Annotated in this window: 13 protein-coding genes and 1 pseudogene; 2 read left to right on the forward strand and 12 right to left on the reverse strand. The window is 62.4% G+C overall.

Annotated elements, in window-relative coordinates; all coding sequences use genetic code 11:
* Nucleotides 1-218: 218 nt before the first annotated feature.
* Nucleotides 219-857 (reverse strand): cytochrome c3 family protein, encoded by a 639-nt coding sequence (locus G3480_RS18190; RefSeq protein ID WP_164655308.1) that lies wholly within the window; start codon nt 855-857, stop codon nt 219-221.
* Nucleotides 857-2,374 (reverse strand): multiheme c-type cytochrome, encoded by a 1,518-nt coding sequence (locus tag G3480_RS18195; RefSeq protein ID WP_338114171.1) that lies wholly within the window; start codon nt 2,372-2,374, stop codon nt 857-859. Before G3480_RS18195 ends, G3480_RS18190 begins: the two co-directional genes overlap by 1 nt.
* A gap of 785 nt (nt 2,375-3,159) precedes the next feature.
* Here G3480_RS18195 and G3480_RS18200 point away from each other — a divergent pair.
* Nucleotides 3,160-4,467 (forward strand): cytochrome c family protein, encoded by a 1,308-nt coding sequence (locus G3480_RS18200; RefSeq protein ID WP_164655309.1) that lies wholly within the window; start codon nt 3,160-3,162, stop codon nt 4,465-4,467.
* Nucleotides 4,468-4,608: 141 nt separating this feature from the next.
* Here G3480_RS18200 and G3480_RS18205 read toward each other — a convergent pair whose 3' ends face one another.
* The 10 genes and pseudogenes from G3480_RS18205 to G3480_RS18250 form a co-directional block, all read right to left on the reverse strand.
* Nucleotides 4,609-5,418 carry a carbonic anhydrase gene (locus tag G3480_RS18205; RefSeq protein ID WP_164655310.1) on the reverse strand — a complete coding sequence of 270 codons (810 nt, stop codon included), beginning with the start codon at nt 5,416-5,418 and terminating at the stop codon, nt 4,609-4,611.
* Between the two features lie 5 nt (nt 5,419-5,423).
* Nucleotides 5,424-5,696, reverse strand: a complete 273-nt coding sequence (locus G3480_RS18210) for a segregation and condensation protein A (protein WP_164655319.1) — start codon at nt 5,694-5,696, stop codon at nt 5,424-5,426.
* A 294-nt stretch (nt 5,697-5,990) separates the two neighbouring features.
* Nucleotides 5,991-8,231, reverse strand: a complete 2,241-nt coding sequence (ligA, locus tag G3480_RS18215; protein WP_206171784.1) for an NAD-dependent DNA ligase LigA — start codon at nt 8,229-8,231, stop codon at nt 5,991-5,993.
* 2 nt (nt 8,232-8,233) lie between these two features.
* On the reverse strand, nt 8,234-9,025 hold the full coding sequence (locus G3480_RS18220) for a cell division protein ZipA C-terminal FtsZ-binding domain-containing protein (RefSeq protein ID WP_164655312.1): 792 nt from the start codon (nt 9,023-9,025) through the stop codon (nt 8,234-8,236).
* Between the two features lie 304 nt (nt 9,026-9,329).
* Nucleotides 9,330-12,845: a chromosome segregation protein SMC gene (smc, locus tag G3480_RS18225; protein WP_164655313.1), complete on the reverse strand. Its 3,516-nt coding sequence runs from the start codon at nt 12,843-12,845 to the stop codon at nt 9,330-9,332.
* An 822-nt stretch (nt 12,846-13,667) separates the two neighbouring features.
* On the reverse strand, nt 13,668-17,708 hold the full coding sequence (locus G3480_RS18235) for a response regulator (protein WP_164655314.1): 4,041 nt from the start codon (nt 17,706-17,708) through the stop codon (nt 13,668-13,670).
* An 82-nt stretch (nt 17,709-17,790) separates the two neighbouring features.
* Nucleotides 17,791-18,924, reverse strand: a complete 1,134-nt coding sequence (locus tag G3480_RS18240; protein ID WP_164655315.1) for an HD-GYP domain-containing protein — start codon at nt 18,922-18,924, stop codon at nt 17,791-17,793.
* An 81-nt stretch (nt 18,925-19,005) separates the two neighbouring features.
* Nucleotides 19,006-19,258: pseudogene (locus G3480_RS29580) on the reverse strand (IS701 family transposase); the annotation flags it as partial.
* An 811-nt stretch (nt 19,259-20,069) separates the two neighbouring features.
* Nucleotides 20,070-21,626, reverse strand: coding sequence for a GTPase family protein (locus G3480_RS18245; RefSeq protein WP_164655316.1), 1,557 nt, complete (start codon nt 21,624-21,626; stop codon nt 20,070-20,072).
* On the reverse strand, nt 21,623-22,852 hold the full coding sequence (locus G3480_RS18250; RefSeq protein WP_164655317.1) for a YcjF family protein: 1,230 nt from the start codon (nt 22,850-22,852) through the stop codon (nt 21,623-21,625). The genes G3480_RS18245 and G3480_RS18250 overlap by 4 nt, the downstream gene beginning before the upstream one ends.
* 276 nt (nt 22,853-23,128) lie before the next feature.
* Here G3480_RS18250 and G3480_RS18255 point away from each other — a divergent pair, with 276 nt between their 5' ends.
* Nucleotides 23,129-24,175, forward strand: coding sequence for a serine hydrolase (locus G3480_RS18255; protein WP_338114172.1), 1,047 nt, complete (start codon nt 23,129-23,131; stop codon nt 24,173-24,175).
* The last annotated feature ends 274 nt before the right edge of the window (nt 24,176-24,449 follow it).

Below are 24,449 nucleotides of genomic sequence, written 5' to 3' on the forward strand. Positions count from 1 at the left end.
AACGGTTCTGCCTGGCGCCAAAAATCATCGGACATCTCTTGAAAGGCCATGGCATCCTCGATACGCGTGATTGTCGTACCTAAGATACTATCTTATTTGGCATTTTAATTATTAAGCATTTTCTGTTCCGGATATCCTCTTAGTCGCCCTTGGCACTGGCGGGAGGGCGAATGAATTCGCCCCTACAGCTCGGGCGATTACAATATTCAGACAGCCTCTCAGCCCTCGGGGCCTTTCGAAAGCAAGCTATCGGCCGCTCCCGGCGCCAGACCGAACTCCTCCTCGACCATGCGATTCCAAGCCTCACGCTTGAAGGTTCGCACGTCTGGGACCTTGCGGTGGACCAGGTTGTAGTGACAGTCGATGCAGGTCTTACCCTCCGCCTCTTCGCGATGGATGGCCGCGGTGTTGGCACGCTCCCCCTGAATGGCCGCCTGCAGGTGACAACGGCGGCAGGTGGCCGAGTCCCGCTTGCGAAACCAGTCCCGCGCGGCAAATGCGGCATCGGGCAGATGCAAGAGGTTCACGACTGGATCGTCATAGTCGGGTCCGAACAGCTGCTTCAGCAGGTCTTTCGTCCCGACGAAATGGTCCCAAGTGGCGCCGATCAGGCCTGGCGAGACATGACAATCACCGCAGGAGGCGCGCACACCGGACGGAGAGCCATGGTGGAGCGACTCGCGATAGCTCGCCGCGGCGTAGGTCATCGAGTGACAACTCGTGCAAAAGGCATTGCTGCTCGTCACTTCATCCAACTCGATGAGAAAGGCCATGAAGAGTACGCCCGCCAGACTGCCGATTCCGAGCGCGATGAGAACATGCCGTGTGATGAGTGCCGAGATCCTCCACTTTGGCATCAATGGCTCTCCTCATGGCCGAACCCGAGGATCGGGCTCGATTGCCCTGGGTCCCGCAGCCATTGATGCGCAGCATCCTCGGCGAGCACGGCATCGACCAGCACGGGCGACTTAGCGCCGGCCACAGCACGCGCCTCAGGCAGAAAGCGCGCATAGAAGCTGCGCCCGACGACATACATCCCCTCCCACCAGGCATGATTGGGACTCATCATTGCCGCGCCATGGCGGGCGCGCGCGCCCTCGTCGTGCCACAGCTCCCAGTAGGTGAATTCGATGGGCTCGTCGAAGGGCGTCGGTGTCAGCAGCTCCTCCCGATAGAGGGCGTCCATGATCTCCCTGGCCGGCAGTGCGAACTTGCTGTTGAAGAGCTCGACGACGCTGTCGAACTGGTCCATGAAGCCCTGTGTAAATCCCTTGCTGTGGCACTCGAGACAGACCATTGACATGGCCTGACGGCGTCGTTTGGGTGTCGCGACCACCTTGACGGTGCCACTGCTGCCGTCAGGCCTGACCAGCTCGCTCCCGCGCTTGGGTACCTCAGCGCTCTCTGGCAGTTCCATCTTGACGCCATCCTCGAAAACGACCAGGTACTGCCGCTCGGAGACCGGGGCATTCAGATTCCAGACATTGCGCATGCCGACGTCATGGCTTGGCGGCAGCTTGCCGGCACCGCCCATGTGACAGGTCACGCAGGTCGGTGCGGCCGTGTAGTCGCGGCCGGCGACCCACTCGGGCGCATCCAAGTTCATGTCCTCCCGCTGGGCTGCGTAGATCATGCCGTGCTTGGAGGCCTCGAAGACCTCCTTGTCCGGTGAGTCTGGACCGGAGTGACAGCGCACACAGGCAGCGGGCTCGCGGGCTTGCGCCTTGGAGAAGCGATGACGCCCGTGACATGAGGAGCAAGAGCCCTTGCTCCCGTCCGGATTGATCCGGCCAATGCCAGAGTTGGGCCAGGTCGCCGCATCCAAGCTGCCGTCGCCCTTGACCTTGACCCGAGAGCCGTGGCACTGATCGCAGGAGGCGGCGCGCATCGCCGGACCGCCCACGTTGTCCGCCAATGCCGGCAACCGATCCTCGATGATGGCGAAAGCCTCCGCATGCACCGAGCCTTGCTGCTCTGCAAGCTCCTTCTCATGACATCGCCCGCAGTCCTGAGGCGAGACGATGGTGGCAATGATCTGCCCCTCATGCTCGATCGCATCGACATCCGCTCGATCGGCCTGGTGGCAGTCCATGCAGTTGACCCCTGCTTCCGCGTGTGCGCTCTCGCGCCACTGGCTGGCAAGGCCCGCGGAGGACTTGGAATGGCAGCTGACGCAATCCTCGCCCGCCTCATGCCCCCAATGACTGGAATCCAGCTTGACCTTCTCGGCGAACACAGGCCCTGCGGGCAAGGTGCTCAGCAGAAGGATCAAGAGCACCCAGAAAGGCGCTGTCAGATAGAGTCGCTCGCCTGTACCAACCACTTCAGCCTCCTCAATAACCTGGATCCGGCAGTCGACTGCTCTGAGCTGCACACCTTGCTATCGTGCCCTTGCAGCGACTCTGCGCCATAGGATCATGGGTTCAGATGCGAAAAATCGAGTCACATAGCGCTGAATAATCAAACCCTATTGATGCCAGGACTATCATCTCGAATCCGACTAACCGAGGCAGATGGTATCGGCATCAACAAAGGGTCCCCGATTATTCGCGATCAGCGCTTAGGCCGCAATAAAGAAAGCCTATCAGTGGCATTGCAACATTCGTAACCTCTAATTTAATTAACTTCTCTTCTCGATGGTTTCCTTAGAGAGCGCCCATCAATTATTTCCCGATGCGAGCGATCCCGCCCGAAATCCCCCCTGGTCCCCCTTTGCGAAAGGGGGGAAGCTGTTGATGGACACTTTCTTAGGTAGCAAAATGCCTTGGTCATCCGTTGGACCGGTAGGGTGGACGAGCGAGAGCGAAGTCCACCGAATCCCGTGCCGCTGCTGGTGGACTGCCTGCACCCCTCGACTCCGCTCGGGGCAGGTTTGTCCCTACAAAAGACGACTGGCCCGAAGGATGATCGACGCCTAGCAAAAGGATTAAGCATGCCGAGCACTCTTATGGGGAAGATGGCCACAGCCTTATCCACAAGAACATTACCGCATAGTAAAATTCTAACCATCTATCAAGAAAAGACATTACAATCAATAGCTTAAAGCATATAAAACCTAGTCAATGTATTCAATCACGCCCCACCTCTTCAGTTCCGAGTCAGAATAGAAAATAATGACGCGGCGCAACGATAAAGCCAAAGCAAGAGGAGTGACAGCGCATGAAAGTAAATCGAAGATTACCGCTGATCGAGTGGGCCTTTGCTGGAGTACTCGGACTCGCAGCCATCTGGTCGACGGCCATCGCGCAGGAAGCCGTGCCGATCCAGCAGATCTCCTCGGAGGTCTGCGAAACCTGCCACCAAGAGATCTACAAGCAGTGGAAGGGATCCATGCATGCTCAGAGCACAGCGCTGTCGGACCCCATACACGCCACCTTCTACAAGAAGGTCGTCGGCGACCCGACCCAAGAAGGGGTGCTTCACAAGGCGTCTGGCAAGTTTCCAGTCTGCCTCCAATGTCATGCCCCGAATGCTGCGCGGGACAAGACGACCAAACTCGACGCCATGCCAGCCTATGCGGAAGGCGTCAACTGCGTCGCCTGCCACACGCTGCAGCACTACAAGGGAATCGAGGATGAGAAGGGCAAGATCCGCTACGGGGTGAGTGCCTATGAGCTTGCCGACACCCTTCAAGGACCCATGGGATTCCCCCGCGGTCTGCAGAAGCTCAAAGCATCGGATGATCTATTCGGCGGTGCCGCGGAGAGTTCAGACGACCAAAAGCCCAATCCGCACCTTGGCGAATCGGTCGAGATGGACGGAAAGTCGATCCCGGCCCTGACGATGGAGGCGAACCCCATTCAGCTCAGGACGTCCGACGCCTGCATGGGCTGTCATGACCAGCGCGACAATCCGCAAGGAGTCCCGCTCTGTCAGACCGGCAATGAGTTCATCAAGGGGGGCAGCAAGGTCGCGTGTCAGACCTGCCACATGCCGGTCGCCGCGGGCTATGCCGATCACACCATGGGCGGCGGACACCACGATGCGATGTTGAAGCGATCCGTCGTGTTCGATCTCCAGAGCGAGCCAGTGGGAGAGAGCATCAAGACCCTGGTCCACATCCGCAATCTCCAACCCCACGCCATGCCGACAGGCGCGCCCTTCCGGAATCTCTACCTGAAGCTCACCGCCTATGACTCCAGCGGCGAAGTGGTCTGGGAGAATGCGGACGGCCATCCAGCGAAATCAGACCCGCAGGCCTATTTCGCCTATGGACTGATCGACGACAAGGGACTGCCGGCACCGCCCCCAACGGCCACCAAGCCGGGCGAGGACACGCGCCTGGAGGCGCACGAGATCCGTGAGTTGAGCTATGAGATCCCGGCGAAAGACGTCGCCTTGATCCGCGCCGAACTCTACTACAACCTGCTCTGGCCATCACTGGTGAAGAAGTTCGATCACCTCTCGCAGGACCTGACTGACCCGGTGCTCATCGCGGTTGCGGAGCGCGAGATCGCGACCGACTGAGCGTTTCACGCAACCCGGAGGAAGCAAGCCGTGCCGCGCCGACACTTGTCGATGCGGCACGGCCGCGTGGAGCGCGACATCGCCAGGCAAGCGATTGCGGTCGACAGGAACAGACCCCTTCTTGCCCAGGCTGATCAGGGACTAGCGCCCCATGACTTTAACTTCCCTGCCATTGAGCGCCTGCAGGGGCCGGGCGTTGAATCCGATCGCCTCGCGCATCCGCTCCAGCTGGCCTGAGCTGATGATCAAAGGCTCCCTCATCACGTACCAAAGGACGGACTCCTCGCAGGGTGGTATCGTCAAGGAACCCTCGTAGCGATAGTAGCCACGACCGCTAGGCAGCAAGAACAAGGGATTGATGCCGACCTGACGGTGTCGGACCCGCTCTCCGGCCTTCATCGGGAAGTAGTCCAAGATCCGCGACAGGATGCGATTCTCGCGCTGCCCTGTCTTCAAGGGCACGGCCACGATCACGAAACCGCCCCGCGAATCCCGATGCACTAGCTGGATTTCAGCGTCCGCGACAGCCCCATTGAAACGATGCTCCCCGGGAACATGGAAGTCGAGTCTCTCCAGATCGAATGCACTGCCTCTTACCAAGAGGGCGCTGCCAGGAGGTGTAATGACCTGGACCCCATTGCCCGTGTTGACGATCTCAAGCAGGTGGGAGCGATACTGAAACACCAGCGGCGTATAGCCGAGCGGCGCGGCCTGGCCGACATCGATGGGCGACTGCGCGCGTCCGTCCGCGCAGGTCTTATAGGCTGCCGAAAGGCCACCCCAATGCTCGGGTCCTCTAGGGCCCTCGTAACTCCAGACCGAAGGAGTGGCATCGGCGGCAGCCGCGGACAGCGCCGTGAGCGTCAGCAAGCCGGCGACGACAGGCGCTACCGCAAGCCGACCACGCCAGTGACGCCTCCGACAGCGCAGGAATCGATCGTAAGTCTCCATGACAGCTATTCCTTAGGTCGTTTCAGTCCTTCTATGGACACCACCTGCGCCTTCTGCGGGCTGTCAGCATAGTAGGGCTGCTCTCCGCCCCTACCCTGCTCGTCGGCCAGCTCCTTCTCGCGTGCCGCAATCAAGCCGAGACATTGCCGGACATCCTCGATCGTGGCGGGCGAGAGCGGATGCCGCATCCCCGGCGGCGGCGTCACATCCTTCACGATCGTCGTCAGCGTCTTGCGCATGGCGATGAGAATCTTCTGCTCTTTGGACAGCTCAGTCATCATGAAACCCCTTCAGCCAACGGCGGGAAGATCCCCCCCAATCGGTGGGATCCTGATCTAGAACGCGGCAATCTGCTTGCCGATGCGACGCCAATCGTCGTTTCTGCCAGTCGTCTTCCGTAGTGGACAAGCGCAGCGCAGTCCACCAAAGCCGACGCGGGATTCGGTGGACTTCGCGCTCGCTCGTCCACCCTACCGGCCCAACTGATGACCAAGGCCGCCGCTGCGACGCCGCACGACAACTGAGGCAATCGCGAGCGAATAACCCTCTGCCCGGCCTCGGCGCAAGCGCCTTCAACCCTGAGTCAGAAGATCCTCGAGCGCAAGTTCGTCGATGATCTCGACGCCCAGGCTCTGCGCCTTGGCCAGCTTGGAGCCGGCATCCGCGCCAGCCAAGAGATAGTCTGTCTTCTTCGAGATACTGCCAGTCACTTTAGCGCCCTGGCGCTGCAGGCGCTCCTTGATCTCATCGCGCGGCCGACTCAGCGTACCTGTGATCACAAAGGTCTTGCCAGCAAGCGGCTGCTCAGCGGCAGCCGCGGGCGCGCTACTCGGCGTCGACCAACGGATGCCGGCCGCCAACAAACGCTCGATTGCGTCCCGATTGTGGGTCTGGGCGAAGAAACCCACAATATGCGCGGCAACAATAGGGCCAACACCCTCGACAAGGCGTGCGCTATTCGAGTAAAGGTCATCGAGCTTGGCGGTGCGCAAGGTCTCGGCATCAGGAAAGGCTTCCGCCAGGGCTTCGGCCCGCGGGCGCGTCAGCCCAGGGATCTTCAAGCTCGCCAACCAATCGCTCATCCCTCCTTGCGGCGCCACGTCCGGATGCGCCTGCAGATAGGTCAGGAGCTTCTCCGCCGTCTCTTGACCGATCCCCTTCACGCCCCGCTTCTGCAAGAAGTCGGTCTCGCGCACGGCCATCAATGCCTTGATGCCGTCAAAGCGTCCCGCCAAGGCTTGGGCCGTGGCCTCACCCACCTCGCGAATCCCGAGACTGTAAATGAAGCGCGCGAAGGTGGTTTGCTTGCTGCGCTCGAGCGCGGCGACCAGATTCGCTGCCGACTTTTCCCCCATGCGCTCGAGTCTTGCCAGGCGCTCCGCCGTCAACTGGTAGAGGTCGGCCGGCTCATGGACCCAATCGAGATCGACGAGTTGCTCCACCAACTTGTCGCCCAGCCCATCGATATCCATGGCACGACGCGAGGCGAAGTGCTTGATGGCCTCCTTGCGCTGAGCCGGGCAGTAGAGACCGCCGGTACAGCGCGCCACAGCCTCGCCGTCCGGGCGAATGACATCGGATCCGCAGACCGGGCACTGACTCGGCAGTTCCACCGGACGCGTCTCCGCCGGGCGACGCTCGACGACCACCCTGACGACCTCGGGGATGACATCACCGGCTCGGCGTACGAAGACCTGATCACCGATGCGCACGCCCTTGCGCAGGATTTCGTCCATATTGTGGAGCGTGGCGTTGGACACCGTCACGCCGCTCACCTGAACGGGCCGCAGCCGGGCAACGGGAGTGATCGCCCCGGTACGACCGACCTGGAACTCGACGTCCAGAACCTCGGTCAGCTCCTCCTGCGCAGGGAACTTGCGGGCCACCGCCCAGCGCGGATGATGCACGGTCGCACCAAGCTGCTGCTGGGCTGCGAGCCGATCGAGCTTGAACACGACCCCATCGATTTCATAGTCCAAGTCGTCGCGGCGCTGCGCGAGGGCATCGAAGTAGCCGCGGCAGCCCTCCAACCCCTCAACCCGACGCAGCTCCTTGGAGAGCGGAATTCCCCAACCTTCGAGCCGCTTCAGCCAGGCGTAATGGCTCTCGCCGGGTGATTCCGAGAGTTCGCCCCAGCCGTAGCAGCAGAATTTGAGTGGGCGCTTGGCGGTCACGCGCGGATCGAGCTGGCGCAGGCTTCCTGCCGCGGCGTTGCGCGGATTGGCGAAGGGCCGATCACCGCGCGCCTCGATCTCCGCGTTCAGGCGCGCGAAGCCGCTGCGGCTCATGTAGATCTCGCCACGCACCTCGAGGATCTCAGGCCAGTCGTCGCCCATCAGACGCAGCGGAACGGTCTGGATGGTACGGACGTTGAGGGAGACATCCTCGCCGCGGGTGCCGTCTCCGCGCGTCGCGGCCTGCACCAACACGCCCGACTCATAGCGGATGTTGACGGCCAAGCCATCAAGCTTGGGCTCAGCCGCGTAGACCAGGGACGCCTCGGGCAGCGCCGTCTGGAGCCGGCGATGGAATTCCGCCAGCTTCTCGTCGCTCATGGCATTGTCGAGCGAGATCATGGGGACACGATGCCGCACCTCGAGGAGATCGGAGCGCGGCTCGGCGCCGACGCGCTGCGTCGGGGAGTCTGGCGTAACGAGATCGGGATGGGCGCCTTCGAGATCGCGAAGCTCGCTTATGAGGCGATCGTACTCGGCGTCCGGCACCTCCGGATCGTCGAGCACGTAGTAGCGATAGTTGTGGTGCCGAATCTCCGCGCGCAGCGTCTCGACGCGGGCGCGCGCCTCATCGGACATGGTCACCGGATCAGGGCCTTGGCCCAGCGCATCTCGTTGTCGAGCACCGCCTGACGCATCCCTTCTTCCTTCTTGACGGTCAGCGGCCGGCGCGCCTCATCCAAGACGTCACCATTGAGCGCCAAGGCCAGCTTGCGTGCCGTCGCGGTCATCTCATCGAGGATGGTCATATCTTCAGGATCACCCTCGAGCTGCGCGAAGAGCATTAGACCCGGTGTCGTGAAGCTTTCCATGGCATCGAAGGGGAAGGTGCCGGGCTTGACCATGTTGGCCATGCTGAAATAAACGCGTGTATGGTCATCGAACTCATCGAGGCAATGGAAGATGTCCATATCGCCTGGATAGAGTCCACAACGCTCGGCCACCTCCATGAGGTCCGTCCCCTTAAAGGGATAGCGGCGCGCACTGATACTCACCTGAATCAAAAGGGGCTCTAACCTAGGCATATCCTTCACAGACGTGGAATCCTCTAAGGGTTCTGGCCCAGCGGCCGGGATTTCGCTCTCGAAATCGTCGTCGCCGCGCGCCGCCACGGGTGACGCCGGCTCCGACCAGGAAGATTCGCCGGACCTTTCGTTGGCGAACTCATCATCGTAGTCGCCAATCTCCGGCTGGTGCTTGCTCGAATACACGCCGTAGGGGGCATCCAGATCTTCATCGTCCTCTTCCTCGATGAAGTCGTCCTCTTCATAGTCCTCTTCCTGCCGCTCGCGGTAACGCTCCCACAGATAGAGCAGCAGGATCAGCAGGGCTCCAACGACAATGAGGATTAGGCGGATAGTGCTAGCGTCCATTCGAGTTCTGACTGCTGTTGTACTGGTGTGATTCGATGGCATCGATCATGGTTCCGGCCAGTCGTCTTCTGTAGGGTAGGCAAGCTTGCCCCGAGCGGAGTCGAGGGGCGCAGTCCATCAGCTACAGAGCCGGATCCCGTGGACGTCGCTCTCGCTCGTCCACCCTAGGGGTCGGTTTGATGATCGAGTCCGCATGATTCGATTGAGCGAGGAGTATATCAACGCAAGGCTTGGCTGTATCCACTCGCGCAGCGCGGATCGGCGCCAAGCCCTTCCAGATCGTCCGCCTGACATGCGCCTTGAATCAGGACACAGCGCCCAGCTTGATGGCCTCATCCACATCGACGGCGACCAAGCGCGAGACGCCGGGCTCGTGCATGGTGACGCCAAGCAGATGGCTGGCGATCTCCATCGTCACCTTGTTATGGCTGATGAAGATGAACTGAACGCGGTCGGACATCGACCGAACCAGCTCGCAGAAACGCCCCACATTGGCGTCGTCGAGCGGCGCATCAACCTCGTCGAGCATGCAGAAGGGCGCGGGATTGAGCTGGAAGATCGCGAACACCAAGGAGACAGCAGTCAGCGCCTTTTCACCACCTGAAAGCAGATGGATGCTCGAGTTGCGCTTCCCGGGCGGGCGCGCCATGACGCTGACGCCAGTCTCGAGCAGGTCTTCGTCGGTGAGATCCAAATAGGCATGACCACCGCCGAACAGCCTGGGAAAGAGCTGCTGAAAGCCGTGGTTGACCTGATCATAGGTCTCTTTGAAACGCGTTCTGGTCTCACGGTCGATCTTGCGGATCGCCTGCTCCAGCGTGTCCAAGGAGCGCGAGATGTCCTCATGCTGGGCATCCAGGTAGGTCTTACGCTCCGACTGCTCCTTGAGTTCGTCGATTGAAGCCAGGTTGACCGCCCCCAGACGCTGGATCCGCGCGCCGATCTTGGCGAGCTGCTCCTGCCAGGCGTCCTCGCTCGCCCCGGGATCGACGGACTCGAGCACCGCGACCGGCTTGGCTGAGGATTCCGCCAACTGCTCCTCCAGGGTGCGCCGGCGGACCAAGCGCTCTTGGCGATCGAGGCGCAGTTGATCCACACCGCGCTGACTCCCCTGCACCGCCTGCTCAATGCCTTGACGCTCCTGCTCGAGACGCCGCACCTCGGCGTCGAGCGATTCGCGCTCGCGGCGTGCCTCTTGAAGGCTCTCTTCGACCTCAACTCGCTGCTTGAGCTGCTCATCCAAGCGCTCACGCTGCTCGACCAGCGGCTCAGCACCCTCCTCGAGCGCCATCTGGACCTCGTCGCGGCGCTCGCTCAACTGTTTTTGCTGCTCCTGCGCGCGCGCGAGACTCTGGCGCGTTGCCGCCAAGGCCCCGCGGCTCGATTCGACATTGATGCGCAGCTCCTGGACGCGCTCCCGGCAGGCGCGCTCAAGCTCCCGGCCTTGGCTAACGACGGCCCGCAGTCTGGTGCGCTCCTGCTCCATGGCATCGCGGCGCTCGGCAAGCTCATCCATTTCGCTCAAGAGCGCGTGCAAGAGTTCCCTGGCCTCCTCCATCTCCTCCAAGGCCTCGGCCGACTGCTCGGCAAGCTCACGACGCTCCTCTTCCAAGGCGCGCAGACGCTCCGTCTGGTGCTCGCGACGGGTCTTGAGACTGCTCAGCTCGGCGCGCAACGCCGACAGCTCGCGCGCACTGCCGGACAGCGCCGCGGCCATCTCCGCACGACTCTGCTCGGCCTCGGCCCGCGCCTCACGCAGCTCGGACTCGCGCGCCAAGAGTTCGCTCTCGCGGGCGATCAGCGCATCGATCTCAACCTGAAGCGCCTTGATGGCATCGGCACGCGCCAGGACGCCGCCGCCAGCGTCCGCGGCAGGAGCCCTGAGCCAGTTGCGGCCAATCTGCACGCCATCCGGCGTCATAAGGGACTCGTCCCAGCTCAGGTCTCTGCGCGCATCCATCGCCTCGGCCAAGGATGCCGCGGCACGCGTGCGCCCGAGCAGGCCATCGATCGGCCAGGCCGCCTTGACGTAGCCACCGAGGCGGCCCGAGGCATCCTCGGCCGCGCCGGAGAGACCCTGGGTGGTCTCAGAGGTATCCACAAGGACCAAGCCGGGTAGCAAGTCACCCTGGGAAGCGCGATAAGCATCCAGTCCCGTGCAGCCGACTGCCCCCAGCGCATCGCCGAGCAGGGTCTCCACGGCCTGCTCCCAGCCAGGCGTCACCTCGAGCTGATCGACGAGCCTGGGCGCATCGCTCAGCCCCTGCCGAGCCAGCCACTCCGTGCGCTCGGAGTCGGAATCCGCGAGCGCGGCATCCTGCAAAGCCACCAAGGACGCCAGACGACCCTTGGATTCCTGCAGCTGGGTCCGCAGCGCATCCAGGGTATCGGCCGCCTGGCGCAGGCTCGCGTCATGCTCCGCGACCGCATCGGCGGATTGCCGCTGCTGGTCCTCAAGCTCCGCTGCCCGCTCCTCGAGCAGGGTCTCCTGCTCGACCAGTTCCTCGAGCCTCGCGCTCACATCACCAGCCTGGAGCCGCTCCATCTCCTCGTCGATACGTCTTTGCCGCTCGCGGTCGCGCCCCATGGAAAGTTCGAGCGCATTGATGCGTGCCCGCTCGCGCTGCGACTGTTCGGAAGGTTTAGCGGCCGCCTGATTGAAGGCGTCCCACTCCGACTCCCAGGCCTTGAGCTGATCCTCAACGGTCATGAGTTCGCCGGCGGCCTCTCTGAGCGCCTTTTCCGCCGTTTCCAGATCCGGCTCGTCGCGCGTGAGCACCACGTCGATCTCCCCCAGACGCTGCTGGTCGCGCTCCAGGTGATGTTCGGCCTCGTAGAGTTCTTGATCCAACCGCACCAGCTCGGCCTCACGGCGACCACGCTCTTCATTCGCGAACTGGATCGCCTGCTCGGCGCGCACGATCTCGGCGCCGACCGCGTAGTAGCGGCCTTGCACCTCGTTGAAGGTATCTGAAGCGGCGTTGTAGGCAGCGCGCCGATCTTCGATATCGGCCTCGAGCTTGCGCTGACGAGCGAGGCCTTCCTCGGCCTGATTCTCAGCCTCGGCAAGGCGTCGATCCATTGCCTGGATCTCATCGTCCAGACCGCGCCAGCGCAGTGCCTTGAGTTCGAGATCCAGCTGGCGCTCCTGCGCCCTGAGCTGGCTGTACTGCTGCGCGGTCGCCGCCTGCCGCTCCAGATGCATCAGCTGCTTGCCCACCTCATCGCGGAGATCGTCGAGGCGCTCGAGATTCTCACGCGTGTGGCGCATGCGATTCTCGGTCTCGCGCCGACGCTCCTTGTACTTGGAGATCCCGGCCGCCTCCTCCAGGAAAAGCCGAAGATCCTCGGGACGCGCCTCGATGATGCGCGAGATCATCCCCTGCTCGATGATGGCGTAGGAGCGCGGCCCCAGACCGGTGCCAAGGAAAAGGTCTTGAATGTCGCGCCGGCGACAGCGCGAACCGTTCAGGAAATAGCTGGACTGGCCGTCGCGCGAAACCTGACGCTTGACGGAGATTTGATTGAAGGCGGCAAACTCACCGCCGGCCCTGCCGTCGCTGTTGTCGAAGACCAGCTCGATGCTAGCGACACCCACCGGCTTGCGACCCGTACTGCCGTTGAAGATGACATCCGCCATGGACTCGCCGCGAAGCATCTTCGCCGAACTCTCGCCCATGACCCAGCGCACGGCATCAATGACATTGGACTTACCGCAACCATTGGGACCGACCACGCCAACGAGATTGCTGGGGAAGGAAACGCTCGTCGGATCGACGAAGGACTTGAACCCAGCAAGCCGAATTTTTTCGAGTCTCATCTAGCGCACATCGTCCTGACCGCCCACCACAGGGCAATATGCCCGACAGCCCCGCCGCGCGCCGCACAGATCCGGCGCAGCGACACAGACATCGCATGACAGCTGACCCGCCATTCAACGAGGACCAGCAGTCGACGCGAGGGCATGGCGGATCACCCGGCAAGCATCCGCCCCACCGCTGTCTTCGCGTTGTCGCACCGACACCATGACCGCAAGCAGTCTAGGCGACGAGCAGCGCATCAGTATAACAGGCAAGCGAGTCGCTCTTGGCAGAGCCAATCATTCCGGGTGCGACCGTCGGTGCTGCGCGCCGGCCAGCGACTGAGGTTGGGCCGGCGTTAGGAGGCCTATCATGCACCCTTGCGCTGGGCCTCCGACCTCGACCCAAGGCTCATGCCGTGATTCCGGCACCCCGGAGCATAGAACAGAGGGAGGTGTTCTAAATTTGTGCATGACTTCCACAAGAATCTTCGATAACAACCGGTTGCGTCTTTTCATGCACAATTCCAGGACACTACCGGCACCGGCTACTCTTCGCTCACTCAACTGCGGCGTCTGCCGGTCAAGACGCTCAAGATCGACCGCGAGTTCGTCGACGGACTCGCTAGGAGCCTGTCCGACTTGGGGGGATCGAAGCGAGGAAGTGGGAGAGCGAGGCCATTTCGTTCCGGTTTTGAGGCGCATAGTGGTTCTATGTAACGAAAAAACGGGGCGAAAGGGACCGTTCTCCCGATTCCGCAGCCGATTCATCCTAAGTCGGACAGGCTCCTAGGCGCAGCGACAGCGGCGCCATCGTCTCCGCCGTTGCCTAAAGCCTCTTCGTCACGATACCAGAGGCGAATCAACGCTCTCCTCTGACTGCGCCATCCAGTCGGTCAGCGTCTCGCTCAACCGCCGCAATTCATGGTCGACCAAGCGCGCCAACCGCTCGAATTCGGCGCACGCGGTACTTGCTTCATCGAGCCCTTCCAGACACGCTGCGGCCTCCTGGAGTCGGTGCGCCGAAATGTTGGCGGCCAGCCCGGCGATGGCGTGCGCCTTCCGCAGGGTTTCCGCGAGTTCCTTCCGGTCCAGCGCTTCTTGGAGTTGCTGGACGCGGAGGGGGGCATCCAGCAGGAATTGGGCGATGACTTCCCGCGCAAGCGAACGATCCCCCATGATCCGACTCAGCAGATCCGCTGCATCGAAGACCTGATGCGCCGGGTCCGCCGCGTCGCTCTCCACTTCGCGCGGGATAGGATCCGCCAGTGCGCCGGACGCCGGTTCTGCGGCATCCATAGGCGTCCGGCTTAGCTGCGTCACCAGGATCGCGGCCAAATCCAGCGGTTGGATGGGTTTGACCAGATAGGCGTCCATCCCGGCGTCTAGACAACGTTGTCGGTCGCCCCGCATGGCGAGCGCAGTCATGGCCACGATGGGGATACGCTGATTCATCGCTCCGACCTCGCCGCGACGCAAACGACGCGCTACCTCGAAGCCATCCAGCTCCGGCATCTGGCCGTCGAGCAGAACCAGATCATAGGGGACGTGCGACAGGGCTTCCAACGCCTCCCTGCCATTGCTGGCGGTATCCGCCACGCGATAGCCGAGTCCTTGCAGCATGCCCTGCGCGACAAGCTGATTCGTGAGGTTGTCGTCCACCAGCAGAATGCGCGCCGCGCTGAGGGTCACGCCGGTCATCGCCGGGCGCGCCGCCGCGTCGGGGTCGCGTCCGGCCACGAGCGGTTGCTCGTCGGACGCGCGCGTGGCGTCCAGACCCATGACTTGGAGCAGACATTGGTGCAACCGATGCCGGCGCACCGGCTTGGTGAGATTTGCCGTGAAGCCGGCCTTGGCCATGCGCGCGGCATCTTCGCCGTGGTGCAGCAACGAGGTCATAAGGATCAGGCGGGCGCTGCGGAGATGGGGGTTCTGCTGGACCAGGTCGCCGAGTTGCATCCCGTCCAACGTCGGCATGTTGAGATCCACCAGTGCGACGGCGAATGGATCGCCCGCCCCGGCAGCCTGTTCCATCAGACGCAGCGCGTCCTCGCCCCGCGCCGCCTCCTGTGGGCGGCAGTCCCAGGAACGGAGCAGATTCACGAGTAAAAGACGGTTAGCCGCATGGTCGTCCACCACCAGCACCTTGAGCCCTACAAGTTCGGTGCCTTGCGGGAGCGTGTTCGCGATCTCCGCGGACGGATGCTCGAATTCGGCGGTAAACCAGAAGCATGAACCGTGATCGGCCCCGCTTTCCACCCCAATTTCGCCATGCATGAGTTCGGTCAGTTGCTTGGCGATGACCAGTCCCAGTCCGCTACCGCCGAAGCGCCGCGTGGTGGAGTTGTCCAGCTGGCTGAATGCGTTGAACAAATTGCCCAGCTGATCATCCGGAATCCCGATACCGCTATCCTGTACCTCGAAGCGGAGCCGCGTCTGCGACCCGCGCGAGGACGCCAGCATCACTCGGATACCGATCTCGCCCTGATCGGTGAACTTAATGGCGTTCCCCACCAGATTGACGATGATCTGGCGTAAACAGCGAGGGTCGCCACGCAGCGCGGCGGGCACCTCGGGGTCGATCCAATACGTCAGCTCCAGATGCTTTTGCTGGGCATTGAAGGCAAGCATCTCCAGAACCTCTTCCAGCACGATACGCGGCGCGAAATCCAGCCTCTCCAGTTTCAGCATGCCCGCCTCGATCTTGGAGAAATCCAGGATGTCGTTGATGAGGGCGAGCAGACCCTCGCCACTGTCGCGCACGATCTCGGCGAGACGGCGCTGATCCGGGTCGAGCTGGGTCTCCAGCAATAGCCGAGTGATGCCAATGACGCCATTCATCGGGGTACGGATTTCATGGCTCATGTTGGCCAGGAATTGGCTCTTGGCCTGGGTCGCCGCCTCGGCCCGCACCAGCGCCTGGTCCAGCTTGCGATTCTGGCGTTTCATCTGCAGTGCGGACTGCTGCAGTTGCTGTTCGGCCTGCTTGCGTTCGCCGATATCCTTCAACCCGCCATAGAGTCGCCAGCGTCGGACCTCCTCCGATACGCAGCGATTCGTAATCTCCACCCAGACCAATTTCCCGTCCCGGTGGCGCAGTCGCAGTTGGCAGGTCGAGACTGCGTCGGACGTCAGGCTCAGGAAATGGCGGTCATAGATGGAGCGATCCTCGAGCACGATCAGGCGGCGCAGTGTCCCCATCGCCATGATGGCTTGCACCGTGTAGCCGGTGATGGTTTCGACCGCGCCGTGGATCCAATCCAGCTTGTAACGGCCCCTGTCTAATTCAATACAGGAATAGGCGATATCCGACATCAGCATGGAGAGGTGCCGAAAACGCAACTCGCTCATCCGCATCGCCTGCTCGACGCGGCGTTGGCGCACAATGCGCCAGAGCGCCTCGGCGATGAGCTGGAGGGTTTCCACCTCCAGCTCGGTATAGTCGGTGCTCCTGTTGCCCACCCCGATCAGCATGCGGGTTAGACCGTGGTCGATGACCGGCAGGCTGATGAATCGCTGCAGGCCGACATGCCCCTCGGGCAGCCCCCCCGGATCGGAACCTGTCCCATAGTCGTTGACGATGATCGGCGCGCCCTGGCGCAGGGCGTCGGCCCAACTGCCGGCCTGACTGATCGGATAGTGGCTCGCGATGGTCGCGGGCAGTCGGCAGCCCTCTTCCAGCAAGGTGATCCGCGACCAGGCGACGAGTTCGATGGTCTCTTGATCATCGTGGACCAGGTGGGCGAAGGCGATGGCGCTCTTCGTCAGCGACTCGGCCACCCCCAAACCATATTGCAGGAAAGCGGATTCATCCAGACGGCTGGCGGCCTGGGGTAATTCCAGTAGGGCCTCCGCGCGCCGTTTCTGGAGGACGGTCAGCCGCTCCTCCTGCTTACGCACCGTGATGTCGCGGTTCACTCCACGCCACCCCTGATGCTCCCCATCGCTGTCGACGACGGGTCGACACACATGCTCGATCCAGCGCACCTCGCCATCGGGCCGGCACAGCCGCAGTCTGACTGACGGCGTCCTGACCTCGGTATCGGCGATGATCCCGCGCCCATGCTCCGACCATAACGGCCGGTCATCGGGATGCACCAGACGCTGCATCAGCTCGGGGTCGGTCAGAAAGGCGTCCGGCGGATAACCGCACACGGCTTCGCAGGCGGGCGAGACATATCGATACCGTCCGTCGGATCCCAGCCAATAGTCCCAGTCGGAGGAATAATCGGCCAGCATTCGATAGCGGGTCTCGCTTTCGCTCAGGCGCGCGAACGCGGCAACGAGCTCCGTCTCGTGAAGCAGACGCTCGCTCAGGTCGGTCACCGTGCAGATGAGCTGATCGGCTGCGTCATTCTCCCCAGGCAAACGGGCGACCTGAAGCTCGCCGTCGAATACTCCGCCCGCGGCCGTCAGAAAATGCAACACGACCGGCGCGCTGGCTCCAGACTCCCAGGCCTGCCGCAAGGCATGGTCGAGTTCGTCATGAGACGCCTTGGCGACCAAACGGGGCAGATAGTACCCGCGCCGGATGCACCGTTCCTGATCCGACCAGTCGAACAGGCGGCTGGCGGCCTGATTGCTCATCTGAATCAAACCGACTCGCTCGACCACCAGGACGGGCTGGGGAATCGCCTCGAAAAGTACCCGATAGCGGCTCGCGATACGCTCCGCAGCGGTTTGCGTCGCGCGCAATTCGGCGTTCTGAAGTTCCAGTTCCACCTGATAGATGCGTAGGTTTTCGTTCAGCCTAGCGCGATCGGTCTCATCCTCTTCTCCCTCCAGAGCGTGCCCCACCCAGTCGAAATCGCCATGGTCCAGCGCTTGGCGCGCGTAAGCCCGAATGCTCGCATCGTCCAAGGGTTTGGGAGGCTGGTCGGACATGGCGTGATCCTAGTTCGAGTGGGAAATGAGCGGCGAAAGCAGCGGACATCCAGCGCGGTCAAAGCGCCCATGACGCATGGCGTCAGACGCAGTGCTCGCCATACCGCACTTGCTCCAACGACGCAGGGTTGCTCATCGGCGCGTCATCGGAAAAGCGTTTGCGGATGGCGAGAATCTCTGGAATCAACTGGAAGAAGGACGCCGCGATGCGCGGATCGAAATGCGTGCCCACCTGTTCACGCATCCATTGCAGGGCGGCATCGACCTCCCAGGGCTTCTTATAGGGACGCTCCGAGGTCAGCGCATCGAAGACATCGGCTAGGGCCACGATGCGGCCCGACGCCGGAATCGCCTCCTCGGCCAGTCCTTGCGGATAACCGCTGCCATCCCATTTTTCGTGATGGCTCAGGGCGATTTCGCGCGCCATCCGCAGCAACTCGGAGTCATCGCCGCTGAGAATGTCGTGGCCGATGACGGAGTGCGTCTGCATCGTCCGCCACTCGTCGGGCGTTAGGCTGCCGGGCTTCAACAGGATGCCATCCGCGATGCCGATCTTGCCGACATCGTGCATGGGGCTGGCATGCAGCATGATTTCGCACTGCTGCTCGCTCCAACCGGAATGCCGGGCGATGAGGGCCGAGATGTGGCTCATGCGCAGGATGTGCCCACCGGTTTCATTGTCGCGATATTCCGCCGCTCGACTGAGACGCTGCACGATCTGTAACTGGGTGTCGCGAATCTTACGGGTGCGCTCCCGGACGATGCGTTCGAGCGCGTCCTTCTGATCAAAAATCATCCGATGGGCCAGTTGGACATCGAGCGCATTGCGCACCCTGGCTGCGACCTCCGCCTGATCGAACGGCTTGCGCACGAAATCGCTGGCGCCCGACTCCAGGGCACGCAACATCTCGTCGCGGCCCGCCTGGGCCGAGAGCACCAGGATCGGAGGGACGAGCGGATCCTTCAGGGCGGCAATAAGCTCAATGATGTCGAAGCCCGTCAAGCCGGGCATCTGGATGTCCAGCAGGAGCAGATCGACCGGGGCTTCGCGATAGACGGAAATGACCTCGCGGGGATCCTGAATTAGGACGACATTGCAATAGCCTGACGCGCGCAGCAGACGGTCCATCAGAATCAGGCTGGTACGTTCGTCGTCGATCACCAGAATCCGCGCCATGCTCCGGATTGGGTTCTTGTTCGTGCCAAGGCTATACATGCTCTTCACCGCGTTGACTGTCGTGACCGATGTTTGCGAGGAGCTATATCGGTTTGGAAAATCTCATCCTGGGAGCTGATGTTAGGCAGCCGCCTTCAGGCGCCTGAACTCGCCGCAGGCATGCTGAAGCGCCTCGACAGAGAGCTTCGCGCGTCGCGCGAAGTGGTTGAGCTTGTGGACCCATTCGAGGCATTCAAGCTTGAAGACAGCGTAGATCGATAGGAACACATGATTGGACTGTGTGATTGGACTCTGTGCGCAGCCTTGGCGTCGGTGAGTTGGCCAAAGCCGCGTTGGACTTGAGCGATTTGTGAGACTCCTCAATGCTCCAGCGCAAGGCATCGGTTTGCAAAATCGCCGCCGGGGAGAGGACGCGATCGCTGCTCAGGAACAGTGCCCAATGGTTCGTGCCAGCGGGGCCGTCAGCGTCTTGCTTGAGGCCGAACAAAGAGCAGAGGCACCGGGATCCACTCTACCTCGCCGTTGCGGTCCACGCTCAGCTCCACATCCAGGCAATCAGGGCTGATTCGTGCTTGCTCAATAGTGATTATATTAACTTTCAACCTGATCGGGAATAGACGGAATTACAATAAAACAATTGGTTACGCGAGATTTGGCGCGCGCAAGGAGGTCGTAAACCCTCTTCCAATTGGGAAAATGGTTCGGCAACAAGCGCCACTGACACCCCGACTTCACGACTTACAAAATGGCGTCGACAATCAATTTACGTGGATAATCGGGGGCTCGACCGCGCCGATCGCGCGGCAGGCAATCGTGCTGGATCAGGTCCCATTCGGTCTCCGTCAAATCGCTCGGATATCCCATGGCTTAGCTATGACCCCTAAGATAACCGCTACCATACACGTTTTCCTACCAGGCAGCTTCTAACCCTGTGACCCTGGCCGACCCAAAGGTGCCGATCAGGTAATCGGCGTAGATTTCGAGAAAGTCTTGGTTCATCCGCGCAACCTAGCAGGTCCTCGGCCTCCTGCGTAACATCAGCTGCCTAACATCAGCGGGTAAGTGCTCACGCATCTCTCACTGCCCCGCGTCCGGACCACAACCCGCGAGTGCGCGCCGATCCGAACGCCTAGAGCCCAAGTGCGACCAAGCATAACTGGGCCTTGACGCGGCGAAAGAGCGACTTATCCGTTTCGGGACATGCGTCGCGGTAATGCCAGCAGGAAGCGCCCAGCATTCGCCAACTGACGCCTGAGCAGGTTCCAATTCTCCTCACGGCGACGCTCGTCTTGGCAGCGCAGCAAACGCGTGCGCTGGGCGCGATCCATCTGATCGAGGATGGCCGTCCAGAGGGTATCCTCGACGTTGTAGAGGCGTCCCTCCGCGAGACAGACCGGTATGACGTTGGCGATGGGCACGTCCAAGTCGGCCGCAAGCGCGGTCACGGCGGCCTGGATGCTCATCGCCTTGAGGTTGGAGGAATCCGTGAGGTCATAGGGCGGCAGCCACTCGCGCAGCGGCCGCAGGCGGTCGATATGGGTAACGACCACGATCAGCGGCGGCGCGCGCCGATCCACCCGCTCTGCTTGCGCGGCACGCAGCGCGTCCAGCGTCTGGCGTTCAGACTGCCGATCAGGCCGGTGCGCCGCGCTCACCCAGAGGATCATGTCGGCCCCGGTCACGGCCTCGTGGAGCGTCTTGCGGGCCAGCCGCTCCGAGCCAGGGCTATCGAAGATGAGTCCAAGCTCCAAGCCATCGCGCTCCAAACGATAAGGCATCAGTGCCCTGGTCGTCTCAGGCAGGATATCGGTCGCCGCACGCATCTGACCGAAGAGCATGTTGATGAGGCTCGACTTGCCGGCATTGGATCGCCCCAAGACCAAGATGCGCAGAGGCTCGCCCGCAAGCGCCTCTTCCTTGGCGGACTCCGTGTTGACGGCAAGCTCGAGATCCTCGCGCGAGGCTTGCGTGATGCGCTTGACCGGATTCTCGTCGGTCAGCAGCAGTCGCCCGCTGTAGAGGTCGATGGCGTAGCGGCCGACCTTGCGCACGTACTCACGCAGCAGCCAGCGATAGACGTCCTGCTGCGCCAAGGCGAAGCCGCGTTTCCGCAACTGGATCCAGGCCTCGTTCAACAGGGCGTTAGGCGGATTGACCATCCATTGCCCGGCGCGGTACATGCCGAGCAGCCGCTCGGCGAAGGGCTTCCAACGATAGGCACGCGCGAGCGAGCCGATGGTGAGCCGATGACTGAAGGGAATCTGCTCGATGATCGTCTCGCGCAAATCGCGGCTGGCGCGCTCGATGACCAGCAAGGCATGGGGGATGCGCAGTTCCAGCAGCGGCTGCTCGACCTGCGGATGGAAATAGCTCGCGACCCGCTCCAGGGTGACCTGAGCCAGCTCGCCGAGCCGCGTCCCGTCCTCGAGCGGCCAGTCTTGGGGCTCGATCTGGTCGGCAAGATCCTCCACCGCGGCCCAAGCACCGTCGGCAACCGGCGGCCAGCTTGGATCCGGCCGCGTGCTGGCGGCGTCCAGCTTGCGCAGTTGACGGTCCTTGAGCCAGTACTGCAGACCGAATCCGGCGGCACTCAGCAGGAGCAGGCTCCCGATCCAGACCAGCACTAGCCCCTTCTCGTGAAGCCACAGCAGCCCAAGCGGCATGAGCGCGGCGATTGGCAGCGCCCAGAGCAAGAGCGACCCGAGCCAGGGACCATCGATCCGGCTAATGATTCTTTTCATGTCTTACCTGACTTGAAACGCGCCCGTACGATCTCCGAGCCCTGGCTGCACTGCTCGTCGAAGACGCGACGCAGGACCCGCGCATCCGTCTCCAGGCCCAAGGTGCGTCGATGGAAGTAGTAGGCGGCGGCCTTACCCAGGGCATAGGTCGTCCCGCCACTGGCTGTCGCGCCCCAGACCGCGCCCAGTGTCTGCCCCAAGTAGGGGACCAGCTTGAGCGCGGCTCGGCCGACATAGCGCGCGGCATAGGCCAGGGCGACACCGGATCCGAGCAGACCGAGAAACTCCAGCTTCGACTGACGATCCCAGCGCTGCGCATAGATGGCCGCCAGGCTCTGCAGCATCTTGGCTTGGATCGCCGGCACCGCCGCCAGATCCACGACCGGGAAGGCCCCCATGGCAGCCGCCGCCAGCGCATAGCCCAGGATATGCGGATGGGCCGCCTGGGCGAAGACGTCCTTCACGCCGGCGTCCTGTCCGAGTAGCCATTGCAGCCTGAGCGCGGAGACCCTATCGATCGCCTCCCAAAGCGCCTCCAGCCCATAGTCTTGCGGCTCATAGCCATCTTCCGGCAGCGTCAGATCCACCGGCACCCAACGCGCGGGCACCTTGCCTGGGAGATCGGCCGCGCGCTCGCGCTGGGCAGCGAGCGCGCGCGCAAGATCCTGGGGAAGGGTCGCAGACCAAGACGTCTGCGTGAAGGGATAGGGCAGCGGATGCTCTGCGTCAGCCGCATAGAGTTCATGGAGTCCGGTCTGCGCGATCACCAGCGGCCACTCCGGATGCCGAGCACGCACCGAGCGCACCACCTCTAGGACCGCATCCTGATCCTGGTCGCTGGCCTTCATCACGGCCAAGAGCAGATGCGCCCGCGACTCGCAGAAACGGATGTCCTCTCCGGGGTCGTAGTCCACTTCTGCCAGCCCGCGCGTATCCAGGAAGCGCACCACCGGGGCCTCGGGGGGGAAATCGTAGAGCCGCGCCGTCGCGGTGCAGGGCTGAAAACCAGTGCCAATCTCGGCCTGCTCGCTGCCGGTCAGGGCGCGGATGATGGAAGTCTTGCCCGCCTGAGTCTTGCCGATGAGCCAAACCACAGGCAGGGACGACCGCGCGCGCGCCGCGTGTAAGGCGTCCTCGAGCGACGCTCTGTCGACCTGGGGGCTCAAGATCGCATCCTTGAGCCCGCGCCAACGGTCGGACCTGCTGCTGGCGTCCGAGGCGCTCATCGATCGGCTCTTCGGCTCGTTAGCGTCCATGCGCATCATTGTATCTAATTGAGACGACAAGACCCGACCCAGCACGCCGCCATGCACCGAGGCCCCCAACCGCAGAGCCTGGCCCGACAGATGACGGCTGTGAAGGCGACCAGAAAATCCTGCCCCAGCGGCCCAACCTGACCGCAGCCAACAAAGCTAGATTCAGAAAACGCATTTCATCGTAGCTGTGCAATAATTCAACATTTATCCTTTCCACCCTCCAGCAAAACGCCGAGGTTGCCAACAGTGTCTTCGTTCACGCGCTCATTCCTCGGATGCAAGCCGACTCGGCTCGGCCGGTTCACCCTGGCGACGCTTCTGATGGGCAGCCTCGTGCTCGTCGCAACCGCCTGTGCGACAGATTCGAGCGAGCGGGCTTACAGCTCCACATACCGTCCTAGCAACAGCTCACCTGAGGTATCGGCCTACCGCTCCTCCTATCAGCGCGACCAGACGCTCAACCAGTTCGGAGACAGCGGACGCATTGATCGGCTGGACCGCCTCCAGGGCGTGGATCGCACCCCGGCTGGCCTCGACATTCGCACACCGAGCGCCCTCATCGTGGATGATCGCGGCAATCGCATCTACGCGAAAAATACGCAGCGTGTCAGACCCATCGCCTCCGTGACCAAATTGATGACTGCGATGGTGGTTCTAGACGCCGGGGTCTCGATGAAGACACCCATCAGCATCATCGAGAATGATCGCGACACCCTCAAGAACAGCCGCTCGCGGCTTCGCATCGGCAAGGCCGTGCTGCCGCGCGACCAGATGATGATGGTCGCCCTCATGTCCTCGGACAATCGCGCCGCCCACGCGCTCTCGCGCACGACGTTTCGTGGCGGCACCGAAACCTTCGTGCGCGCCATGAACCGCAAGGCCAAGGCATTGGGTATGAAGGACACCACCTTCGTCGACGCCACGGGGCTGAATCCACGCAATCGCTCGACCGCCGAAGACATGGTCAAGATGGTGCGTGCCGCGTCGCGTTATGCCTTCATCCGCCAGACAACCTCCCGTGGAGAGATGGTGGTCTACCCCTTCGCGGACGGCACGCCACTGCAGTACCGCAACACCAATCGACTGGTTAGGGGCGGGGAATGGAGCATCGACGTGAGCAAGACGGGCTTCATCAACGAGGCGGGGCGCTGCCTGGTGATGCAGACCAACATCGGCAGCCGCCGCCTGACCATCGTACTGCTCGGCGCAAGCGGCAAGCTCACGCCCATGGCTGACTCCGAGCGTCTTCGCGATTGGATGCTCTCTGGAAACTACACGACGGCTTCGCGCTAAGAAAGCATCCATCAACACCTTCCCTCCTTTCGCAAAGGGGGGCACGGGGGGATTTCGGGCGGCATCGCTCGCATCAGGAAACAATTGATGGACACTTTCTAAGGCGATTATCGGAGAATCTCGTCCTCGATCATCCTTCGGCCCAAGCGCACGACCGGTGGGAGCGGCGCCCCCCCCCGGGGGGGGCCCCAAAGCCGCCGGGCCCCCCGCCCCCCGCGGGTTGCCGGGAGGCTGCACCGTGTCGACCCAACCCACGGGCGGGGCGCGATAAAAA

The sequence above is a fragment of the Thiorhodococcus mannitoliphagus genome (assembly GCF_010915725.1).
GTDB lineage: Bacteria > Pseudomonadota > Gammaproteobacteria > Chromatiales > Chromatiaceae > Thiorhodococcus > Thiorhodococcus mannitoliphagus.

Excerpts from the sequence above, each read along its gene's own strand:
- G3480_RS18220 (WP_164655312.1), bottom strand. The coding sequence starts at position 9,025 with ATGGACGCTAGCACTATCCGCCTAATCCTCATTGTCGTTGGAGCCCTG.
- ligA (WP_206171784.1), bottom strand. The coding sequence starts at position 8,231 with ATGTCCGATGAGGCGCGCGCCCGCGTCGAGACGCTGCGCGCGGAGATT.
- G3480_RS18250 (WP_164655317.1), bottom strand. The coding sequence starts at position 22,852 with ATGAGCGCCTCGGACGCCAGCAGCAGGTCCGACCGTTGGCGCGGGCTC.
- G3480_RS18240 (WP_164655315.1), bottom strand. The coding sequence starts at position 18,924 with ATGTATAGCCTTGGCACGAACAAGAACCCAATCCGGAGCATGGCGCGG.
- smc (WP_164655313.1), bottom strand. The coding sequence starts at position 12,845 with ATGAGACTCGAAAAAATTCGGCTTGCTGGGTTCAAGTCCTTCGTCGAT.
- G3480_RS18245 (WP_164655316.1), bottom strand. The coding sequence starts at position 21,626 with ATGAAAAGAATCATTAGCCGGATCGATGGTCCCTGGCTCGGGTCGCTC.
- G3480_RS18205 (WP_164655310.1), bottom strand. The coding sequence starts at position 5,418 with ATGGAGACTTACGATCGATTCCTGCGCTGTCGGAGGCGTCACTGGCGT.
- G3480_RS18200 (WP_164655309.1), top strand. The coding sequence starts at position 3,160 with ATGAAAGTAAATCGAAGATTACCGCTGATCGAGTGGGCCTTTGCTGGA.
- G3480_RS18190 (WP_164655308.1), bottom strand. The coding sequence starts at position 857 with ATGCCAAAGTGGAGGATCTCGGCACTCATCACACGGCATGTTCTCATC.
- G3480_RS18235 (WP_164655314.1), bottom strand. The coding sequence starts at position 17,708 with ATGTCCGACCAGCCTCCCAAACCCTTGGACGATGCGAGCATTCGGGCT.
- G3480_RS18210 (WP_164655319.1), bottom strand. The coding sequence starts at position 5,696 with ATGACTGAGCTGTCCAAAGAGCAGAAGATTCTCATCGCCATGCGCAAG.